The following is a 20,306-nucleotide window of genomic DNA, read 5'->3' as shown; positions in this document are numbered from 1 at the left end:
AATTATGTTATTATCTCAATAATGTTAAATATTTTTTTCATAGAGCATGAATCTATAATATTTAAGAAAAAATTAGCATTTTTGTAACATAACTAATTCAAATAAATTAAAATGAGATTAAAATTCAAATGGATTTTTACGCTATTATTAGCGTTGTCTATGCAGTTTTCTTTTGCACAAGAGAAAACTATTGCGGGAGTTGTTTCAGATGCAACGGGACCTATTCCTGGTGTAAACGTTATCGTGAAAGGTACAAATAGATCAGTTCAGACTGATTTTACTGGTAACTTTTCAATTAAAGCGAAATTTGGTGAAACACTATTATTTTCGTTTGTAGGCATGGACCCGGTAACTAAAGTTATAGATGCATCTATAATGAATGTTAAAATGAAAGATGCCGGTAATGTTTTAGAAGAAGTTGTTGTAACTGCTTTAGGAATTAAAAAAAGTGCTAAAGCTGTTGGATATGCTGTGCAAGAAGTTAAGGCAGCAGATTTGAACAAGGCTTCTAATAATAGTTTAGCGGGAGCTTTACAAGGAAAATTAGCAGGAGTTCAAATTACACCTTCAAGTGGAGCGCCAGGTGCTTCTTCACAAATCGTAATTAGAGGAGCTAGATCTTTTACAGGAAACAATACACCTTTGTATGTAATTGATGGAATGCCAGTAGCTTCTACATCAGATTATTCTACAGGTAATAGTGTAACTGGTGCTGATGTTGCAAATCGTGCAGTAGATATAGATCCTGCAGATATAGAGTCTATTTCTATATTAAAAGGGCAAGCTGCTGCTGCAATTTATGGTATTAGAGCCTCTAATGGTGTTGTTGTTATTACAACTAGAAGTGGAAAAGGTTTAGCTAAAAACGGAAAACCAGTTATTTCGTTTAATAACTCAGTTAGTTTTGAAACTATTTCTAAAAAGCCAGAAACTCAAAATATATACGCTCAAGGTACACAAGGTAAATATGAGCCTACAAACTCTCTAAGTTGGGGGCCGAAAATTTCAGAATTACCTAATGATCCAATTTATGGAGGAAATGTTCCAAATGCTTTAAACGGTGGTACACTTAGACCAGGTTTATATTATGTTCCGCAACGTTTGAAAGCTGGTTTAGATCCATGGGTTGCTCCAAAATCATATAATAATATAAATGATTATTTTACAACTGGTGTTACTATAAATAACTCTATAAACATAGGTCAGTCTACAGAAAAAACAAATTATTCATTTGGAGTTGGGTCTTCTAAGCAAGATGGATTTATGCCTGGTACAGGAATGAATCGTTATACTGTAAAAGGAGTAATTGAGACTAAGTTGAATGACCATTGGAAAACAGGTGCATCTTTTAACTATGTTCAAACAAAAATTGATAAAAGTCCTTCAGCTAATGATGGAGTATTAGCAGGTGTTTTTGGAGCTCCAAGAAGTTATGATATAAAAGGTATCGGTTTCGAAGCTGCAACTAATCAATATGATCAAGTTTATTATAGAACTGGAGCGTTTAACAATCCTTATTGGGCTGCTAAATATAATGAATTCAGCGAAAAAACTAATCGTTTTTACGGTAACGCAAATATTCAATATGCACCTACAATAAGTTCAGATGGATCAAAAAAATTGACATTTAAATATCAAATTGGCTTGGATTCTTACACTACTAATTTTAGAGATGTTTTTGAATTTGGTAGTAAACACGATTTAAAAGGTACTAGTAGTAATATCAGTTTGTACGGAATTACATCTGACGTTATTAACTCTTTATTTACTGTTAATTATAATATGGTTTTTGCAGAAGATTTTAATCTTAACGTTCTTGTAGGGAACGAGTATAATCATAAAAATAATAAAGGATACAGCGATTACGGATCAGGCTTTAACCTTGGTGGTTTTGCTACTATTTCTAATGCTAGAATTGTGACTTCATCAGAGGACAGATCACAGCAAAGAAATGTTGGTTTTTTTGGAAGTACTGAGCTTTCTTTTAGAAACTTCTTATTTTTAAATGGAACTATTCGTGAAGATTTTGTTTCGACAATGCCACGTGGTAACAGAGATTTCTTATACCCATCAGCTTCACTTTCTGTAGTGTTAACTGAATTAGAAGGTTTGAAACAAAATAGTTTTTTATCTTTTGCAAAACTTAGGGGATCTGTAGCTGAAGTTGGACAAGCAGGTACTTATTTACAAGATTTTTATGCAAAACCTACTTATGGTGGTGGATTTTGGGGACAAGCACCAATACAATATCCTATTGGTGATGTAAGTTCATTTATTCCTAATACAACATTGTATGATCCAAATTTAAAAGCACAAAATACTCGTTCTTATGAATTAGGTTTTGATTTTAAATTTTTTAACAACCGTATCGGTTTAGAATATACTTATTCTAGGCAAGATGTTAAGGATCAGATTTTTGCAGTTCCTTTAGCGGGTTCTACAGGTTCTGCTTCATTTGTTACAAATGGTGGAAAAATTCATACTGATGCTCATGAAATTTTGTTGACTGCTAGTCCAGTTAGAACTAAAGATTTTGAATGGAATTTAAGTGCAAATTTCTCAAAAATTGACTCATATGTTGATGAATTAGCTCCTGGTGTTGAGAGCATATTCTTAGGTGGTTTTGTAACTCCTCAGATTAGAGCTAGTGTTGGAAGTAGATTTCCTGTTATTTATGGAGAAAGTTTTAAAAGAGACAATGGTGGTAATGTAATTGTTGGTACTGATGGTCTTCCAATGATTGGTGAAGCTAAAGCTATTGGAGAAGTTGCACCTAAATTTAATTTAGGCGGTTCTACACAATTTAGATATAAAAGAGTTTCTTTAGGAGCTACTTTTGATTGGAAGAATGGTGGAAATATTTATAGTGGTTCTAACAGTCTTATGGCACTTTACGGTGTTGATGTTGCTACTGGTGATAGAGAAAAAGGATATGTTTATCCAGGAGTTAAAGCTGATGGATCTAAAAATGATATCGTCTTAGGAGGAGCAACTAATCCTAATGGACAACAAAACTTATACAACCGTTTGAGTAGTATACACGAATCAAGTGTTTATGATGCTAGTTTTGTTAAATTAAGAGAAATAAATTTAGGATATACATTTCCAAAATTACTTAGTGAAGCTGTAGAATTAAGAACTAGTGTTTTTGCTAGAAATATATTGCTTTGGTCAAAATTACCTAATATTGATCCTGAGGCATCTCAAGGAAATAATAATATCAGTGGTGGATTTGAGCGTTTATCAATACCTCAAGCAAAAAGTATAGGATTCTCTTTAAATCTTACATTCTAATTTATAAAATATTTAAAATGAAAAATATAAAAATTGTATTAACGGGTTTTATAGGTTTGTTTTTATTTCAATCTTGTTCAGAAGACAAAATGGATGAAATAAATACTAACAAAAACAACCCATTAACGGTACCAACAAGATTAGTTATTACCGATGTAATTACTGCTACAGCTTTTGATGTAACAGGTTCAGATTACTCTTTCTATGCTGGAGTTTATAGTGAATTGAATGCAGGTGTCTTTGGACAATTGTATGATGCACAAAACAGAGACGGACAACCGCAACTAGCATCTACTTATAATAATAACTGGAATAGTAGCTATAGACAATTGAGTACTTTGAAGGGTATTATCTCTAAATGTTCTGTAGGTGGTGCAGAATCTGGTAATTATACAACATTAGGAATAGCTCAGATCTTATATGCATATAATTTAGCTGTATTAACAGATTTGTTTGGTGATATTCCTAATTCAGAAGCTTTAAGACCTAAAGAAATTCTTCAGCCTAAATTAGATAAGCAAGAAGATGTTTATAAGGAAATCTTTAAAACGCTTAACGATGGTATTTCAAATTTAGAGAAAACCACAACTTATCCAAGTTTAGGTGTTCAAGATTTAATATATGCAGGAAATGCAGCAAAGTGGAAAAAAGCTGCTAATGGTTTGTTAGCTAGATATACAATGCGTTTGTCTTTAAAAAAGGCTGATTATCCTAGTGTTATTAATTATGTAGATGCTTCTTTTGCTTCGGCGAATGAAGAGCTTAAATTGGTTAGTAATTTCATTCCTAATCCATATTCAAGATTTGAAACTGATAGAAGTTACTTAGCAGTATCTAAAAGTTTTTATGATAGAGTAAATGCAAACGGTCCATTAGACGCTAGAGCAGATGGTTATTTTACTAAAAAAGCTGGAGTGGTTAAAACTTTTAATAATTCTATCTTGAATGAAGTAAATGCTGTTAAAATTTATTCTATTTCAGCATTGATAAGTGATAAAAATCCTATATATTTATTAAGCTACCATGAGTTGTTGTTTTTGAAAGCAGAAGCTCAAGCGAGATTAGGTCAAGATTTAAATGCATTAAATACTTTGAAACTTGCAATAAAAGCAGCGTATCTTAAAGAACAAGTGGTAAGATTTACATCTGCACAAGCAGATGCTTACATTGCAACAATTCCTGTTTTAACTGGAAATGATCTTTTAAAAAGAATTATGGTGGAAAAACAAATATCTTTTTATGAAAATGAAGGTATTGAAGCTTACAATGATGTAAGACGTTTAAAAGCTATGAATAACGCTGACTTACTTCCTTTAGTTAATCCAAAACCTCTATTTTTCCCAAAAAGGTTTGGTTATGGTACTTCAGATGTTTCAACAAATCCTAAAGTAAAAGCTGCCTTTGGAGATGGATCATATGTATATTCAGAAGATGTTTGGTGGGCAGGAGGAACAAGATAAGTTTTTCTTTAAAATCAAAAATAATAAAAACCCGATTACTTTATGTAGTCGGGTTTTTTTAATTTTGCGGATTGTGAGTAATTGTATTTTTATTTAGCATACTTTTTCTTATTGTTGGTTAAATAAATAATTTTGGCGATGTGTTATTAATACTTTAGAAGTTGTTAAGAGTATCAATAATTATTTATTATGGTTTCAAGTTTTCTTATCCCATTAAGAGATAAAAATGCAAATTCTAATACTATTCAGAATAAAGGCTACTAATTTAATTATTCAGTTATCTTTTAAAAAGGCTATCCAGAAATGGACGGCCTTTTTTTTGAAATCAATTTTTAGTTTGTATTAATATTTTACCTAATCCTAATCTAATTTGAAGTTTTACATTTGATCTGAACTTCAATTTTGTAAAACTCTTAATATGTTTTGTTTTAATTTTATATTTTTTAATAGTATTTTTTTACAAACAAATTATATTGAAGTATTCCAACTTATTTGATCTTAATTTTTTATTGTTAATTTTTCATTGTGTTTTAGTCATTAATTAATAGATCTTATAGAATAATAATTTTTTCTATTTAATGTTAAGTCTTGTATTTGCTGAACTCTAGTTTTTATTAATGTTAAATAATTTAATATTTTATGTTAATAATAGTTTATTTAACAATTTATTAAGATGTTTGCTGAATAATTAACTAAACCAAACAAAAAAATGAGATTAAAATTTAAATGGATCTACACGCTATTGATAGCGTTATCTATGCAGTTAGCTTTTGCACAAGAGAAAACTGTAACGGGTGTTGTTTCAGATGTTTCTGGTCCTGTACCAGGCGCAAATGTAATTGTAAAAGGAACTAATAGATCAGTTCAGACTGATTTTAATGGTAGTTATTCCATAAAGGCTAAAGTTGGAGAAGTACTGCAATTTTCGTTTATCGGTATGAATAGCTCATCTGTAACTGTTGGTGCTTCTAATACGATAAACGTAAAGTTGAAATCTGATTCGCAGGATTTAGATGAAGTTGTTGTAGTTGGATATGGAACGCAAAAGAAAAGAGATGTAAATGGCGCTATTTCTAAGATTGGTGGTGACAAAATTAAAAACATTCCTGTTCAAAGTTTTGATCAATCATTATCAGGAGCTGCATCTGGTGTTAATGCATCTTCTCCTAACGGTGTTTTAGGAAATCAAGCAGTAATACGTATTAGAGGTATAAATTCTATTAATTTGAGTTCTTACCCTTTAATTGTAATAGACGGAGTTCCTTCTTGGAATGGAGACAATTTAAATCAAAGTAATGCTGCCAATAATCCATTGTCAGATATTAATCAAGCTGATATTGAAAGTGTAGAGGTTTTGAAAGATGCTTCATCTGCTGCAATATATGGTTCAAGAGCAGCTGCAGGTGTTATTTTGATAACAACTAAAAAAGGAAAATTAGGGAAAGTTTCTATAAACTTTGACTCTTCTGTTAGTTTTACAAGTGCTTACAATTTAATTCCACTTTTAAACGCAAATGAATTTACTGAAATTAAAAATGAAGGTCTAGCTAATTTTGGAACACCAGCAAATGGTACTACAAGAGGTTTTTATACTATGAAAGATGCTAATGGTAATCTTGTAGATACCAATTGGTATGATTATGCTTACAGAACTGGTGTTGCTTTCAATCATAACCTTAGTATCTCTGGTGCTACTGAAAATACTAAATATTTCTTATCAGCAGGTCAATTAGAGCAAGAAGGAATGTTTATTAATAATGACTTTAGAAGACAAACAGGTCGTTTCACATTAGATCAAAAAGTAAATAGTTGGATTAATATTGGTGGTACCTTTAGTTACACGAATGCTAAAACCAATGGCTTAAACACGGGTTCTGCAAACGGTGCTGCTTTTGCTGCTTCTGGTGCAGCAAGGTTAGCATTTGTTCAAGCTCCAAACGTGGGACCATTCAATAATGATGGAACCTATAATTTAAGAGGAAACCAGATAGGTTATGGAAATAATTTAACGGCGTTACAATATGTTAATGCTAAATACTTGACCGATACAAATACTTTTATTGCTCAAAATGATCATATTATTTCTAATTTTTATATAGGATTAAAAATAGCTAAAGGGCTTAATTTTAAATCTTTGTATGGTATTGATAATTTAATTATCGAGAATAAAGATTTCTTAGGGCCACTTCAAGGAGACGGATTTACTGATAAAGGTACAGCAAGTAATACCATGAATAGATATACTAGAAAATCAATTCAAAATATATTAGATTACAATCTTACTTTGGCTGAAAAAAATAATTTTAGTGCTTTATTAGGTACTGAAAGACAATATTCTAAAACAGATGCTTGGGGAGCTACAAGAAAAACGGTTTCTGATCCTTTTTTTAATGAATACCAAGGAGGTTATAGTACAATAGTTCCTGCGGGTAACTTATTGATTGAAAATTATCTTGAGTCGTATTTTGGACGTGTTAATTACGATTATGATAAAAAATATTACTTTTCTATAAACGGGAGAAGAGATGGTTATTCTGCTTTTGCACCAGGAAATAAATGGGGTAATTTTTATGGTGGATCTTTAGGTTGGACGGTTTCTGAAGAGGATTTCTTTAAAAATTCTGCCATTGGTAATGTATTAAATCAGTTCAAATTGAGAGCTAGTTATGGACTTGTAGGAAATAATCAAGGAATTGCTAGTTATGCTTCAAGTAGTTTCTTTAATGCAGGTCTAAACGGAACAAATCCAACACTTTTTTATGCTCAAGCGGGAAATAAAAATTTAACTTGGGAAACAAGTAAAAAAACAGATTTTGGTTTGAATTTTGGATTGTTTAATGATCGTATTACAGGAGAATTAGGCTATTACAAAAATAATATTGATGGATTGATTTTAAGTGTTCCACAAGCCTCTTCTACAGGAATTCCAGATAGCTCAATTTTGGCTAACGTTGGAAGTATGAGTAATACAGGTTATGAGTTGACTTTAAACGCAAAAGTTTTGTCTAATGGTGATTTTAAATGGAATACAAGTTTTAATATTTCGACTCAAAAAAACCGAGTTTTATCTTTAGATGCTAATGATTCTGATATTATTACTGCTACTGCTTTAGAAAACACAAGTATCACTAGAGTAAATGAGTCTATTGGAAACTTTTATATTGTGAAAACGGGAGGAGTAAATCCTGCTAACGGAAGAAGAATTTTTTATTATAGAGATGGTACAGCGGTTCAGTACGATCATGCGTCTCCAGTAGCTTCAAGATGGACTAAAGTAAGTGATGGATCTGTTACTCGTGCGGCTAATCAAGCAGCAGATGCAGTTGTTTTAGGGCCAGCATTACCTAAGTATTACGGTGGTTTTTCAAATACATTTATGTATAAAGGATTTGATTTAAATGTTTCTTTGTATTTCTCTGGAGGGAACTATGTGTATAATGGTACAAAAGCTGGATTGCATGATCAGAGAGTTTGGAATAACTCGGCTGATGTTCTAAATCGTTGGAGAAACCCAGGAGATGTAACAGATATTCCTAAAATTGTTTTTGGTGATAATATTTCAAATGGTTCTTCTATGCCTATTTCAGATAATCTAGAGAAAGGTGATTTCGTGAAAGTTAGAAATATTGCTTTTGGATATAGCTTGCCTAAGAGTCTATTAGATAGAGTTCAACTTTCTAACTTAAGATTCTATTTAAGTGTGCAGAATGCCTTTACATTTACTAATTATTCAGGATTTGATCCAGAAATTTCGACAAACGGAAATTCAAATGGTTCGCCAAGTGTTGATAGAAATTCAGCACCTATTGCTAGAACGTTTTCATTTGGTTTAAATCTAAGTTTATAATTTTAAAGAAAAGAAATAATGAAAAAAATATATTTATTACTTATTGCCTCAATAGCAATATCTTCTTGTACCGACACAGATGCTTTGTCACCTGTCAATCAAACAAGAATTAGCGACGTTACTGCATTTGAAACACCAGATAGAGCTTTACAGCAGGTTTTGGGTATGTATGGTGGTGTCAAAACAGGACAATTTTATGGCGGAAGATATTTTAATTATCAAGACGTGCGTGGGGAAGAGTTTAATAATGATAGATCTAATGGTGTTACCAACTTATTTACATGGAATTTTGGTTTACAATCTAGCACTAACGAAGTTAATAATTTATGGTACGCTGGATACTTAGCCATTAATAGATGTAATGTTGTTATTGCGGGTTTAGAAGGAGCTCCTATTCCAGCATCATTAAAAGTTCAGTATAAAGCTGAAGCATCATTTTTAAGAGCTTTGTCTTATTATTCTATGCTTACTTTGTACGCTAGACCTTATTGGGATGGTAATGGTTCAAAACCGGGAATACCGTTGCGTTTAAAACCCGAAACAAATAGCGGAAGTAGTGATTTAGCTCGTGCATCAGTTGCCGCTGTTTATGACCAAATCATAATTGATTTAGATTACGCTGAGGCAAATTTACAGTTGACTAATGCGAATGCCTATGACAATACTACTAGAGCGCATAAAAATACTGCTATTGCATTAAAAACTAGAGTATATTTAAGTATGAATAAATATGATAAGGTTATTGCTGAAGCTAATAAAATAGTTACAATGTCAGCGCCTTTCTCTTCTATTACCGGAGTTTCAAATAAATTAGCTCCTACTATAGGTGCTGTTTTTGCTACTCCTGCATTAACCACTGAGAATATGTTTTCATTTGCTTATAGTCCTACAGATATTCCTGGAACGCAAAATTCATTAGTTAGTTATTACAATCCAACTGTTGGTACTGGCGAATATTCCTTGCTTCCTACAGGAATCCTTTCAAATGCTGGTTGGAAGTCTACTGATGCACGAAAAGCTTTAAATGTCGTGAATTCAGGAAAAACGTATTTGAATAAATGGACTAAAAATGCTTCAGATCCTGATTTTGTTGCTGTAATTCGTTATGCTGAAGTACTTTTAAATCTTTCAGAGGCGATTGTAAGAGATAATAAAACAGTTGATGCAAGAGCTATTCAATTATTGAACGCAGTAAGAGGTAGATCAGATGCTACTACTATATTTACGGCGGCGTCTTTTGCGACTTTTCAAGATTTATTAAATCAAATTGCAATAGAAAGAAGGATTGAATTACTAGGTGAAGGTTTTAGATCTCCAGATATTATGAGATTAGCACAAAATTTCCCTGCAAAGGGTGGTGCTCCATCTGTAGCTACAACAGATTCTCAGTACATATGGCCAATACCATTAAATGAGCTTTTATATAATAAATTATGTCTTCCTAATGACTAATAAAATAAAATTATATTGATTATTAAGTTTTAGAATTAGTTGAAAGAGCATCCAGTTTAATAACTGGGTGCTTTTTTTATTTATACGTTTTTATGATTTACCTTTACACTATTTTTTTTGTCTACTAAATTTATATTTTTTGTCTAATAACATTTTTATACTAACCAGTTAATGTGAAATGTTGAAAAATTAGTTTATCTTAAGACAGACTTTAGTAATAGATTATAGCATAAATAAATGAATCATTCAGAAAAGAAAAATAACGATTGGTTGTTTGAGATAACGCCAAAAAATAAATTTTTCACACTTAATTTAAAGGAAGTTTGGCAGTATCGAGATTTATTGTTTCTTTTTGTCAAAAGAGATGTGGTAACTATGTACAAACAAACCGTTTTAGGGCCGCTTTGGTATCTGATTCAGCCGTTATTTACCTCAATTACTTTTACGATTATATTCAATAATTTAGCAGGAATAAGCACAGGCAGTGTTCCTCCGTTTTTATTTAACTTAGCAGGAATAACGATATGGAATTATTTTACGGCCTGTCTAAACGGAACGTCTAATACCTTTGGTAGCAACGCAGGTATTTTTGGAAAAGTCTATTTTCCGCGACTAATTGTTCCGCTTTCAATTGTAATTTCTAATCTAATTAAATTCGGAATTCAATTTTTTATTTTTATTGTTTTCTATCTCCTTTATTATTTTCAAGGTGCTGCTTTACATTTTAACCCTGCTATTGTATTTTTTCCTTTTCTAATAGTTTTAATGGGTATATTAGGGTTAGGTTTGGGAATGGTTATTTCTTCATTGGTTACCAAATACAGGGATTTTAGTTATCTAATAGGTTTTGGAGTACAATTGCTCATGTATGTATCTGCAGTGATGTACCCTCTGGCATTGATTAAAGAAAAAATACCTCATTATGCTTGGCTGGTACAATACAATCCTTTAGCTTATGTTATTGAAAGTACCCGATACATGCTGTTAAATGTGGGTGAAGTTTCTGTTATAGGACTAAGTTATACAACTGTGGTAACAATAAGTTTATTTCTAGTAGGAATTTTAATTTTTAATAGAACTGAAAAGAACTTTATAGATACAGTATAATCTTTTTAAGATGTACTGTTTAAGACATAATGATAGGTTTTTTTTAAAATAAAAGTAACGTTTCCTAAGTAAAATAAAGTGTAATTTATCTCTTTCATTCCTGTGACTGAGTATGCGAAGCCGTGTAAAATAGTCGCCTATTTGTGTTTATAAAATTTAAAAATTGATTTAATAAAAGTGTTAAAATAGTTAATTTTTAATTGTTTATAAAAGTGACCATCTAAAAACTGCACTTATAATAAACAGTCAACAAGAAGAAGAAATAACTCAAAGTAAATAATGGACAAAGAATTACGAAATAAGGAATTAAACATTCATTCCACTTCTTTTGATGTTGATGAGAAGAATGGAGATGTTATTCTTAAAGCTGAAAATATTTCCAAACAATACCGCTTAGGCCAAGTCGGTACAGGTACGCTGAGTCATGATTTAAATCGTTGGTGGCACCAAATAAGAGGTAAGGAAAACCCCTATCTAAAAATTGGCGATGTCAATGACCGTTCTACAAAAGGAAATAGTGATTATGTTTGGGCGTTACAGGACATCAATTTTGAAGTTAAACGAGGAGAAGTCCTTGGGATAATTGGTAAGAACGGAGCAGGTAAATCTACTTTGCTCAAAATATTATCTAAGGTTACAGCGCCTACCACTGGAAGTATAAAATCAAGAGGAAGAATTGCTTCCTTGTTAGAAGTAGGAACTGGTTTTAATGGTGAAATGACTGGTAGAGAAAATATATTTCTCAATGGCGCTATTTTAGGAATGACCAAAAAAGAAATTGCCTCAAAGCTAGAGGAGATTATCGATTTCTCTGGTTGTGAACGCTATATTGATACACCTGTAAAAAGATACAGTTCTGGAATGACCGTTCGTTTGGCTTTTGCGGTAGCCGCTTTTTTAGAACCCGAAATTTTGGTTATTGATGAAGTTCTCGCCGTGGGTGATGCTGAATTTCAAAAAAAGGCTATCGGTAAAATGCAGGATATTTCTAGAGAGGGCGGAAGGACTGTTTTGTTTGTGAGTCATAATATGGCGGCGGTGAAGAATTTGTGTACGCGAGGGATTGTTTTGGAGCATGGGAAAGTAGTTTTTGAGGGAGGGATTGAAGAAGCATTAGATTTGTACCAACATGATAATGATGCAGACTTGATAGATACATTTGTCGGAAAAAAAGTTATTCGAAAAGCAGTTTTGAATACTAAAAATAACATTCTTAAATATAATACTGAGTTTAAAATTGAACTTTATTTTGAATCAAGTGTTCTAATAAAAAACCTTGTTTTTGGAATCGTTATTAAAGATGTTAACAACGTTCCGTTAATTGGCATTAATAATAAACACTATCTTAAAGAAAAGGTTCATAATAAAGATATTTATAGAGGCAAGATTTCTATAGTTATTGATAAAATTAAACTTTTTCCAGGAAATTATAGTATTGATTTGTATCTAGGTGATTCAATTACAGATATTGAAAATCATCAAGAAGCTATTAGATTTATTGTTTCAGAATCATATGATTGTGAAGTTATTAATAACTTAGATTTTAGGATTAATAAAGTGTTTCACGAAAATGTAAAATGGCATTATGAAATTTAGATTTTAAAATAGTTGAAGTATGATTGATAGAATAAAAAAAGTGTTTGTTTTGCTTAAAAGCAAATTTTATAATAAATATTCAGAAGAGGATATTTATTATAAAAAATTGTTTATTGATAATCCGAATTGGAATAAACCTGATCCTAATGAGGAAGAAATTTTGAGATGGAATATAATCAATAAATTTTTGATAAATGTCAAAAATAATTTTGAGAATAATTCTATTGATATTTTAGATTTGGGAAGTGGTAGAGGTTGGTTAACTAATTTACTTTCTGAGCATGGGAATGTTTTAGGTATTGAGCCAATAGAGTGTGTAGTAAATTATGCTAAAAAAATGTTTCCTAATCTTAATTTTTTTTGTGGTACAACAACAGATTTATTAAATGATAAAAAATATAAAAGATATGATCTTATCGTTTCATCGGAGGTTATTGAACATATTTCAGATGAAAATAAAGGTGCTTTTATAAAAGATATAAATAAATTATTAAATGTTAACGGTTTTTTAATTCTTACAACTCCAAGGAAAGAAGCTCAAGAAGAATGGAATTTTTATATGAACCCTGATCAACCTATCGAAGATTGGATTCTTGAAAAAGAGCTTGAGGAATTAGTTACTCAAAATTCTTTTGTCAAAATAGAATTAGAAAGATTTTCGATATCACCAGTTTTAAATGCTGCTGAAATTGAAATTTATCAATTATGGTTATTTAAAAAAAATGACTAAAATCTCCATCATAGTCCCTTGTTACAATCAAGCCCAATATTTGAACGAGGCTTTACAATCGGTATTGGATCAAACATATCAGGATTGGGAATGTATTATTGTGAATGATGGTAGTCCAGATAATACAGAAATAGTTGCTAAAGAATGGCTAAAGAAAGATTCTCGATTTAAATATGTTTATAAAGAAAATGGGGGATTAAGTAGTGCCAGGAATGTAGGTTTAGGTATTGCAAATGGTAATTTTATTCAGTTTTTGGACAGTGATGATATTTTAGAATGTAATAAGTTACAGTGCCAATCTCAATTTTTTTATAAAAATATTGATGTTCTAATTTCGGGTTACAGATATTTTGAAGATAATGAAGGTATTTCTAATTTAAGAATTATTGGACGAAACAATTTTATACCTGAAACCATAATTAATTATGATGACACAATAGATTTAAAAAAACTTTTTGACATTAAAAACCCATTTGTAATATGTGCCCCTTTATATAAAAAAAGTATTTTTCACAAAATAGGCAATTTTGATGAACAACTTAATTCTCTCGAAGATTGGGATTTTAATTTACGTTGCGCTATTAACAACATAAGTTTTCATCATATTGGATATTTTCCAAAATCAAAAGTTTTAGTTAGACTTCATGAGAACAGTATGATGCGAAAAAATGATGTAATGAATACTAATAATAAAAAATTAAAAGATAAATGGAATAGTGACTTATTGTATCAATCTATTTTTAATGTTAAAAGTATAAATCAAGAAAATGTATCTGGCAATATTTCATTTTTAAAATTAAGTGATTTTAAATCTTTTTTTAAGTTGTTTTTGCCTCCAGTTTTTTTAATAATAAAAAGAAAAATATTTAATTCAAGAAATGTCTCAAAATAAAATAAAACCCATCGCTATCTACCTACCTCAATTCCATCCCATTCCAGAAAATGATGAATGGTGGGGAAAAGGCTTTACAGAATGGACGAATGTAACTAAAGCCCAGCCTAGATTTGAAGGACATTATCAACCACATTTCCCCGCAGATTTAGGTTTTTATGATTTGAGATTAGAAGAGACGCGTTTGGCTCAGGAAGCAATGGCAAAAGAATATGGAATTCATGGTTTTTGCTATTACCACTATTGGTTTAATGGTAAACGTGTGCTACACGAACCTTTAGATAGAAAAATGCAAAATCCAAAAGAGGATTTACCTTTCATGATGTGTTGGGCTAATGAAAACTGGACTAGAAGATGGGATGGTGAAGACAATCAAATACTATTACGTCAAGAATATAGTTTTGAGGATGATATAGCTCACATAAACCATTTGATTACTTACTTTAAAGAGGAACGATATATTAAGGTTGAAGGAAAACCAGTTTTTATTGTGTATAAATCTAAATTTTTTCCAAATATTCAAAAAACAATTTCAATATGGAGACAAGCAGTTAAAGAAGCTGGTTTTCCAGATTTATATATTGGTTTTGCACAGAATAAAGCAAATTCCTTTTATCCAGAAGAAAAAGGTTTTGATTTTGGTTTTCAATTTCAACCAGATTTTGATGCTCGGTCTAAGAACATCGTTTACGGAGCGAGTTTGTTAAAACGAGTAAAGCGCAGGATTAGAAAAAAACTAAAACTATCAGTTGAATCATTTAGTTATTTTAATGATTATAGCCATTATGCAAATACGCAAATTGAATTGGGTTTTAAAGAGAACGTTTACCCAGGAATAACTCCTATGTGGGATAACTCATCGAGGAGAAAAGTAAATCCATTTATTCTTCATGATTCTACTCCAGGTATGTATGGGGAATGGCTAAAAAATATTAAAGATAATTATCCATGGAATAATGTTCCAGAAAAATTTATTTTTATAAATGCGTGGAATGAATGGGCAGAAGGTAATCATTTAGAGCCTTGTAAAAAATGGGGTTCAGCTTATCTTAATGTAACCAAAGAAATATTAAAATAAATGCTAGCAATAGTAATTCCCTATTATAAAATAAATTTTTTTGGAGCAACCTTAGAATCCTTAGCTAATCAAACCAATAAACAATTCAAAGTTTATATCGGAGACGATGCGAGTCTTGATAATCCAAAAGAATTACTAGATAAATATCAGGATCAATTTAATTTTGTTTATCAAAAATTTGAGGAAAATCTAGGAGGAATATCTTTAGTTCAGCAATGGAATCGATGTATTGCCCTTTCTAGTAATGAAGATTGGATTATAATTTTGGGGGATGATGATGTGCTTGAAAATAATTGTGTCGAAGCTTTTTATTCAAATTTAAAAGAAATAGAAGATTTGGATAGTACTGTAGTACGCTTTGCAACGCAGGTTATTGATAAAAACGGTAAAACAATATCCAAAATTCATCAACATCCTAAAATAGAAATAGCAGGTGATTTTTTGATTAGAAAGTTTAAAGGAGGAACTCGCAGTTCTTTGAGCGAGTATGTTTTTAAAAAGGAAGTTGTAGAGAAGGTACAATTTAAAGATTTTCCTTTGGCTTGGTATAGTGATTTATTAGCAGTTTTAGAATTCTCGAGATTGAAAGAAATTTTCACTATTAATGAAGCAATAGTTTATTTTAGATTAAGTGGAATAAATATTACAAGCAGAACGGATGATAGTGTAATCAAAAACGTTTCTACGTTTCAGTTTTATTATTTCTTGTTAAAGAATCAGGATGTTAAATTATCTAAACAATTAGTTCAAGAAATTTTTAATAGTATTGAAAAAACATTATTAGATAATAAGAAAAATCTTAAGCACTGGTTACAACTTTTTTCATTGTATCTTAAGTTCTTACAGTTCAAAAGATTTTTCACTTTAAGTTTAAAGATAAAAAAAAGTATTAGATGAAGTTTTTAATTGTTGAACAAGATTTGCGTGTTTCGGGGACAAGTCAAGGTATAATTTCGAGGTCATTTTTGGCTAAATTGCGGAAAGCTTATCCAGAGGCCACAATTGATGTTGTTTATATTGTTCATACTGATACAGAGGATCAATTGAATCTCTTACCCGTAAATACAATTGAAAAAAAAATTATTAATATTAAAGTTCCCTTTTGGACTATTTTTTGGAACCGTTTTTATTGGCGTTTATTTCATGTATCTTTAAAAGAACGTAATATTCATAAACAATATGCAAAATTTATAGAAACAATACATTATAAAGCTTACGATCATATTTTTATTAGAAGTGCAGGTATAGATCATGAAATTATTTTGGCTACTCATAATTTACCAATTCTAAAAAAAGCAATAGTTAATTTTCACGATCCATATCCACTATCTTGGTATGTGGGATCTAAAACGGATCTTTCAAATTTAGAGTTGTTTAGATTAAAAAGAATGATGGAAATCGTTGCTCAAGCTAAAACCTGTTCGAGTTCCGCACAATGGATGTCTCATGATTTAGAACATTTATATGCATCAAAAAAGAAGTTTTATACTTTGCCACACCAGTTTGATGAGACAGTATTTGATTTATCTGATAAAAGTCAAATGTTAGCTAAAAATAAAAAGATTAGCATTTCGTATCATGGAGCAATAATGTTCGGCAGAAATCTAGAAAATTTATTAATAGCTTATCAAGAATTAGTACAAGAAAATGTTAGTTATAAAGAAAATACAGAATTTATATTAAGAGTAAAAGGAGAAGGAATAAAGCAATTAAAACAACAATTTAGTTCAATCGAAAATATTCAAATTTTGGATTGTTTAAATTTTTCTAACTCATCAAATGAGCAAATTCACGAAAGTGATATTATTATTATTCTCGAAAATGGGCCTTTGTATTGTAATATTTTAGTGGGTAAAGCTCCTTTTTTGGCAGCTTATGGTAAACCTGTTTTATGTGTGTCTCCTGAAAAAAGTGAATTGAGGGGAATTATTACTGATGAAAGGTTTATTGCCGATATGAATAATGTACAAGAGATAAAACAAAAATTAAAAGGGTTAATTGATGATAGAATGATTTCGAATGAAAAAGTTACCCCTTTTGGAGATTATTTTTCAGATGAAAACTTTAAAACATCTTTAGGTAAAATTATTAATAATCTTTAAAATACTAAATATTTTACCGATGAAAAAAAAATGGACTGGAGAACGCTTAGAGACAAATATATTTTCTAGAGACACCACCGAACACTTGCATAGATATGCTGTTGCTTTAGAGTATATCAAAGATAAAACAATACTAGATATTGCTTGTGGAGAAGGTTATGGAAGTAACCTCATGAGTAACGAAGCTAAATATGTTTTTGGAGTAGATATTGATGCAGAAACCATAAATAAAGCTTGCAAAAAGTATATAAAAAACAATTTAAAATATTTAAGTGGTAGTACTAGTAATATTCCTGTCCAATCAAATAGTATTGATGTTGTTATAAGTTATGAAACATTAGAACACCATGACGAACATGAGCAAATGATGCTAGAGATTCAAAGAGTACTTAAGCCAAATGGAATTTTAATTATATCCACGCCAGATAAACACTACTATAGTGATGTAAGAAATTTTAAAAATTCATTTCATGTTAAAGAATTGTATAAAAATGAGTTTTTAGATTTAATATCTAAATATTTTAAATTTGCACAACTACTTAACCAAGCACATATAAACGGTTCTTCTCTTATTTCTGAAAACGAGTACATTAAAAAAATTAAATTTTTTAAAGGAGATTATACTGAAATAGTAAGTATTGAAAATGATTTGACTTTTTTAATTATAATTGCGTCAAATGCTGAGTTTTCTAAACAAAACACTACAATTTTTGATGGAACTGAGGTAGCAAAACATATAGTAAATGAAATAAAAAAAGAATTTACTGATAGCAACACATTTAGATTAGGTAAATTTTTGCTTTCACCATTTGTTTTTATAAAAAGAATATTAAAATAAATGCTAGCAATCATAATTCCATACTATAAAATTACTTTTTTTGATGAAACTTTAAAATCATTGTCAAATCAAACGAATAGGAATTTTAAAGTTTATATTGGAGATGATTTTAGTCCAGAAAATCCTTCAGAATTATTAAAAAAATATGAAAATAAAATAGATTTTATTTATCAAAAATTTGATAATAATTTTGGAAGGTCATCATTAACAAAGCAATGGGAACGTTGTATAAAATTAAATAAAAATGAAAAATGGTTAATGCTATTAGGAGATGATGATGTTTTAAGTGAAAATTTTGTAGAAACATTTTATAATAAAAGACTTTTTTTTGAAGAACTATATGACGTTGTGAGGTTTTCAGTTATTAAAATAGATAGCAAAACTAATCCAATTTCTAATAAAATTCAAAACATTGAAATTGAATCTTCAAAAAACATCCTTTTCAATACTATGCGAAGTTCATTAAGCGAGTATGTTTTTAAAACCTCAACAGTAAATAAAATTGGATTTAAAAATTTTCCCTTAGCTTGGTGGTCCGATGTTTTAGCAGTGTTAGAATTTTCTAATTTCAATGATATTTATTCCATTAATAATTCTTATGTTAAGGTAAGAATTTCCGAACTCAGTATCTCAGGAAGTTCAAATTTTGAACAACAGAAAGAGAAAAGTTCATATTTATTTTATAATTACTTATTGTTAAATAAAAAAAAATACTTTACTTATTACGAAATTGACTTTCTACTAGAAAGAATTTCAAAACGCTATTTAAATAATAGAAGTAATATTAAATTATTTTATAAAATTTCTGCTACCTATTTTAAAAACGGCAAATTTATAGCCTATTTTAAATTTTTAAATAGAATTATAAAAAGTATATTTTACAAATGCGAATAGGAAATAACCCTCGTAAAAACGATAAACAAGAAGCTACGGATTATTTACATCAAGTTATTATTCCAGTCTACATTCCAAATAACGAAGGCTATTTCAGCGACTGTTTTAAAATTTTACAGATTTGCTTGGATTCTTTGTTTAAAACGGTTCATTCCAAAACCTTTATTACTATTGTTAATAATGGGAGTTGTGAGGAAGTAGTGAATTATCTCAATGGAGTTTATAAAAATGGATTTATAAAGGAACTCATTCATACCACAAATATTGGTAAAAATAATGCAGTATTAAAAGGGTTGAAAGGACATTATTTTATGTATGTAACTATAGCTGATGCCGATGTTCTTTTTTTGAATGGATGGCAAAATGAAACAATGAAAGTTTTTAATACGTTTCCTAAAGCTGGAGTTGTTGGAATAGTCCCTCAATTAAAATCATTTTCGTATTTATGTGCGAATGTATTATTTGATAATTTTTTTTCAAATAAATTAAAATTCACAAAGGTTATTAACCCAGAAGGAATAAAACATTTTTATAAAAGCATTGGTTGGGATAATGACTATAATAAAGAATATTTACGTTATCAATTAACGATTTCAGAAAGTTCAAATTGTAAGGCAGTAATTGGTTCTGGGCATTTTGTGGCAACCTACAAGAATGAAGTTTTGGAACAAAATTTAAAAATAAAGATAGATGAATATATAAGTTCAAAGTTTGATCGATTGCTGTTTGATGTTCCAGTTACTAAAAAAGGAGGTTGGCGTTTAACAACGGAGAATAATTATGCCTATCATATGGGGAACGTTTATGAAGAGTGGATGCAAAAAGTATTAGATGATTTAGAAGATGAAAGTAAAAGAATAATTCCTTTATATTCTGGGTCTATTTTAAAAAGTAATAAAATAATGTATTTTATTAAAAATAAATTATTCAATAAATTATTAAAAAATAATTTTTTTCTTCGTCACTTCTATATTAATAAAAGATTGCCAAAAGATATCGCACAGAACTATTAAAAT

Annotated in this window: 14 protein-coding genes; all 14 read left to right on the top strand. The window is 30.0% G+C overall.

All coding sequences use genetic code 11. From position 1 onward, the window contains the following. Nucleotides 1-111: 111 nt before the first annotated feature. The gene (locus tag MW871_RS08525; protein ID WP_188049567.1) at nucleotides 112-3,294 is read left to right on the top strand and encodes a SusC/RagA family TonB-linked outer membrane protein; all 3,183 of its coding nucleotides are present in this window, start codon (nucleotides 112-114) and stop codon (nucleotides 3,292-3,294) included. A 17-nt stretch (nucleotides 3,295-3,311) separates the two neighbouring features. Continuing rightward, nucleotides 3,312-4,754, top strand: coding sequence for a SusD/RagB family nutrient-binding outer membrane lipoprotein (locus tag MW871_RS08520; protein ID WP_248428251.1), 1,443 nt, complete (start codon nucleotides 3,312-3,314; stop codon nucleotides 4,752-4,754). Between the two features lie 709 nt (nucleotides 4,755-5,463). Continuing rightward, the gene (locus tag MW871_RS08515) at nucleotides 5,464-8,601 is read left to right on the top strand and encodes a SusC/RagA family TonB-linked outer membrane protein (protein ID WP_248428250.1); all 3,138 of its coding nucleotides are present in this window, start codon (nucleotides 5,464-5,466) and stop codon (nucleotides 8,599-8,601) included. A gap of 18 nt (nucleotides 8,602-8,619) precedes the next feature. Beyond that, nucleotides 8,620-10,053 carry a RagB/SusD family nutrient uptake outer membrane protein gene (locus MW871_RS08510; RefSeq protein ID WP_188049569.1) on the top strand — a complete coding sequence of 478 codons (1,434 nt, stop codon included), beginning with the start codon at nucleotides 8,620-8,622 and terminating at the stop codon, nucleotides 10,051-10,053. Between the two features lie 237 nt (nucleotides 10,054-10,290). Beyond that, nucleotides 10,291-11,160, top strand: a complete 870-nt coding sequence (locus tag MW871_RS08505; protein ID WP_248428249.1) for an ABC transporter permease — start codon at nucleotides 10,291-10,293, stop codon at nucleotides 11,158-11,160. A gap of 279 nt (nucleotides 11,161-11,439) precedes the next feature. Next, entirely contained in the window at nucleotides 11,440-12,756 is a 1,317-nt protein-coding gene (locus tag MW871_RS08500) for an ABC transporter ATP-binding protein (RefSeq protein WP_248428248.1), read from the top strand. 19 nt (nucleotides 12,757-12,775) lie between these two features. Beyond that, nucleotides 12,776-13,486 (top strand): class I SAM-dependent methyltransferase, encoded by a 711-nt coding sequence (locus tag MW871_RS08495; RefSeq protein WP_248428247.1) that lies wholly within the window; start codon nucleotides 12,776-12,778, stop codon nucleotides 13,484-13,486. Then, nucleotides 13,479-14,378 carry a glycosyltransferase family 2 protein gene (locus MW871_RS08490; RefSeq protein WP_248428246.1) on the top strand — a complete coding sequence of 300 codons (900 nt, stop codon included), beginning with the start codon at nucleotides 13,479-13,481 and terminating at the stop codon, nucleotides 14,376-14,378. The genes MW871_RS08495 and MW871_RS08490 overlap by 8 nt, the downstream gene beginning before the upstream one ends. After that, a complete protein-coding gene (locus tag MW871_RS08485) occupies nucleotides 14,365-15,456 on the top strand; it encodes a glycoside hydrolase family 99-like domain-containing protein (protein ID WP_248428245.1) in 1,092 nt (363 codons plus the stop codon). Before MW871_RS08490 ends, MW871_RS08485 begins: the two co-directional genes overlap by 14 nt. Beyond that, entirely contained in the window at nucleotides 15,457-16,353 is an 897-nt protein-coding gene (locus MW871_RS08480) for a glycosyltransferase family 2 protein (protein WP_248428244.1), read from the top strand. Continuing rightward, complete coding sequence (locus MW871_RS08475; RefSeq protein ID WP_248428243.1) at nucleotides 16,350-17,558, top strand: glycosyltransferase family protein; 1,209 nt, start codon at nucleotides 16,350-16,352, stop codon at nucleotides 17,556-17,558. Before MW871_RS08480 ends, MW871_RS08475 begins: the two co-directional genes overlap by 4 nt. A gap of 19 nt (nucleotides 17,559-17,577) precedes the next feature. Beyond that, nucleotides 17,578-18,396 (top strand): class I SAM-dependent methyltransferase, encoded by an 819-nt coding sequence (locus MW871_RS08470; protein ID WP_248428242.1) that lies wholly within the window; start codon nucleotides 17,578-17,580, stop codon nucleotides 18,394-18,396. Then, nucleotides 18,397-19,290, top strand: a complete 894-nt coding sequence (locus tag MW871_RS08465) for a glycosyltransferase family 2 protein (protein ID WP_248428241.1) — start codon at nucleotides 18,397-18,399, stop codon at nucleotides 19,288-19,290. Further along, on the top strand, nucleotides 19,281-20,303 hold the full coding sequence (locus MW871_RS08460; RefSeq protein WP_248428240.1) for a glycosyltransferase: 1,023 nt from the start codon (nucleotides 19,281-19,283) through the stop codon (nucleotides 20,301-20,303). Before MW871_RS08465 ends, MW871_RS08460 begins: the two co-directional genes overlap by 10 nt. Nucleotides 20,304-20,306 lie beyond the last annotated feature (3 nt).

The organism is Flavobacterium pygoscelis, from assembly GCF_023162025.1.
Taxonomy (GTDB): Bacteria; Bacteroidota; Bacteroidia; order Flavobacteriales; family Flavobacteriaceae; genus Flavobacterium; species Flavobacterium pygoscelis.
This window is presented reverse-complemented; position numbering and strand designations above follow the sequence as displayed.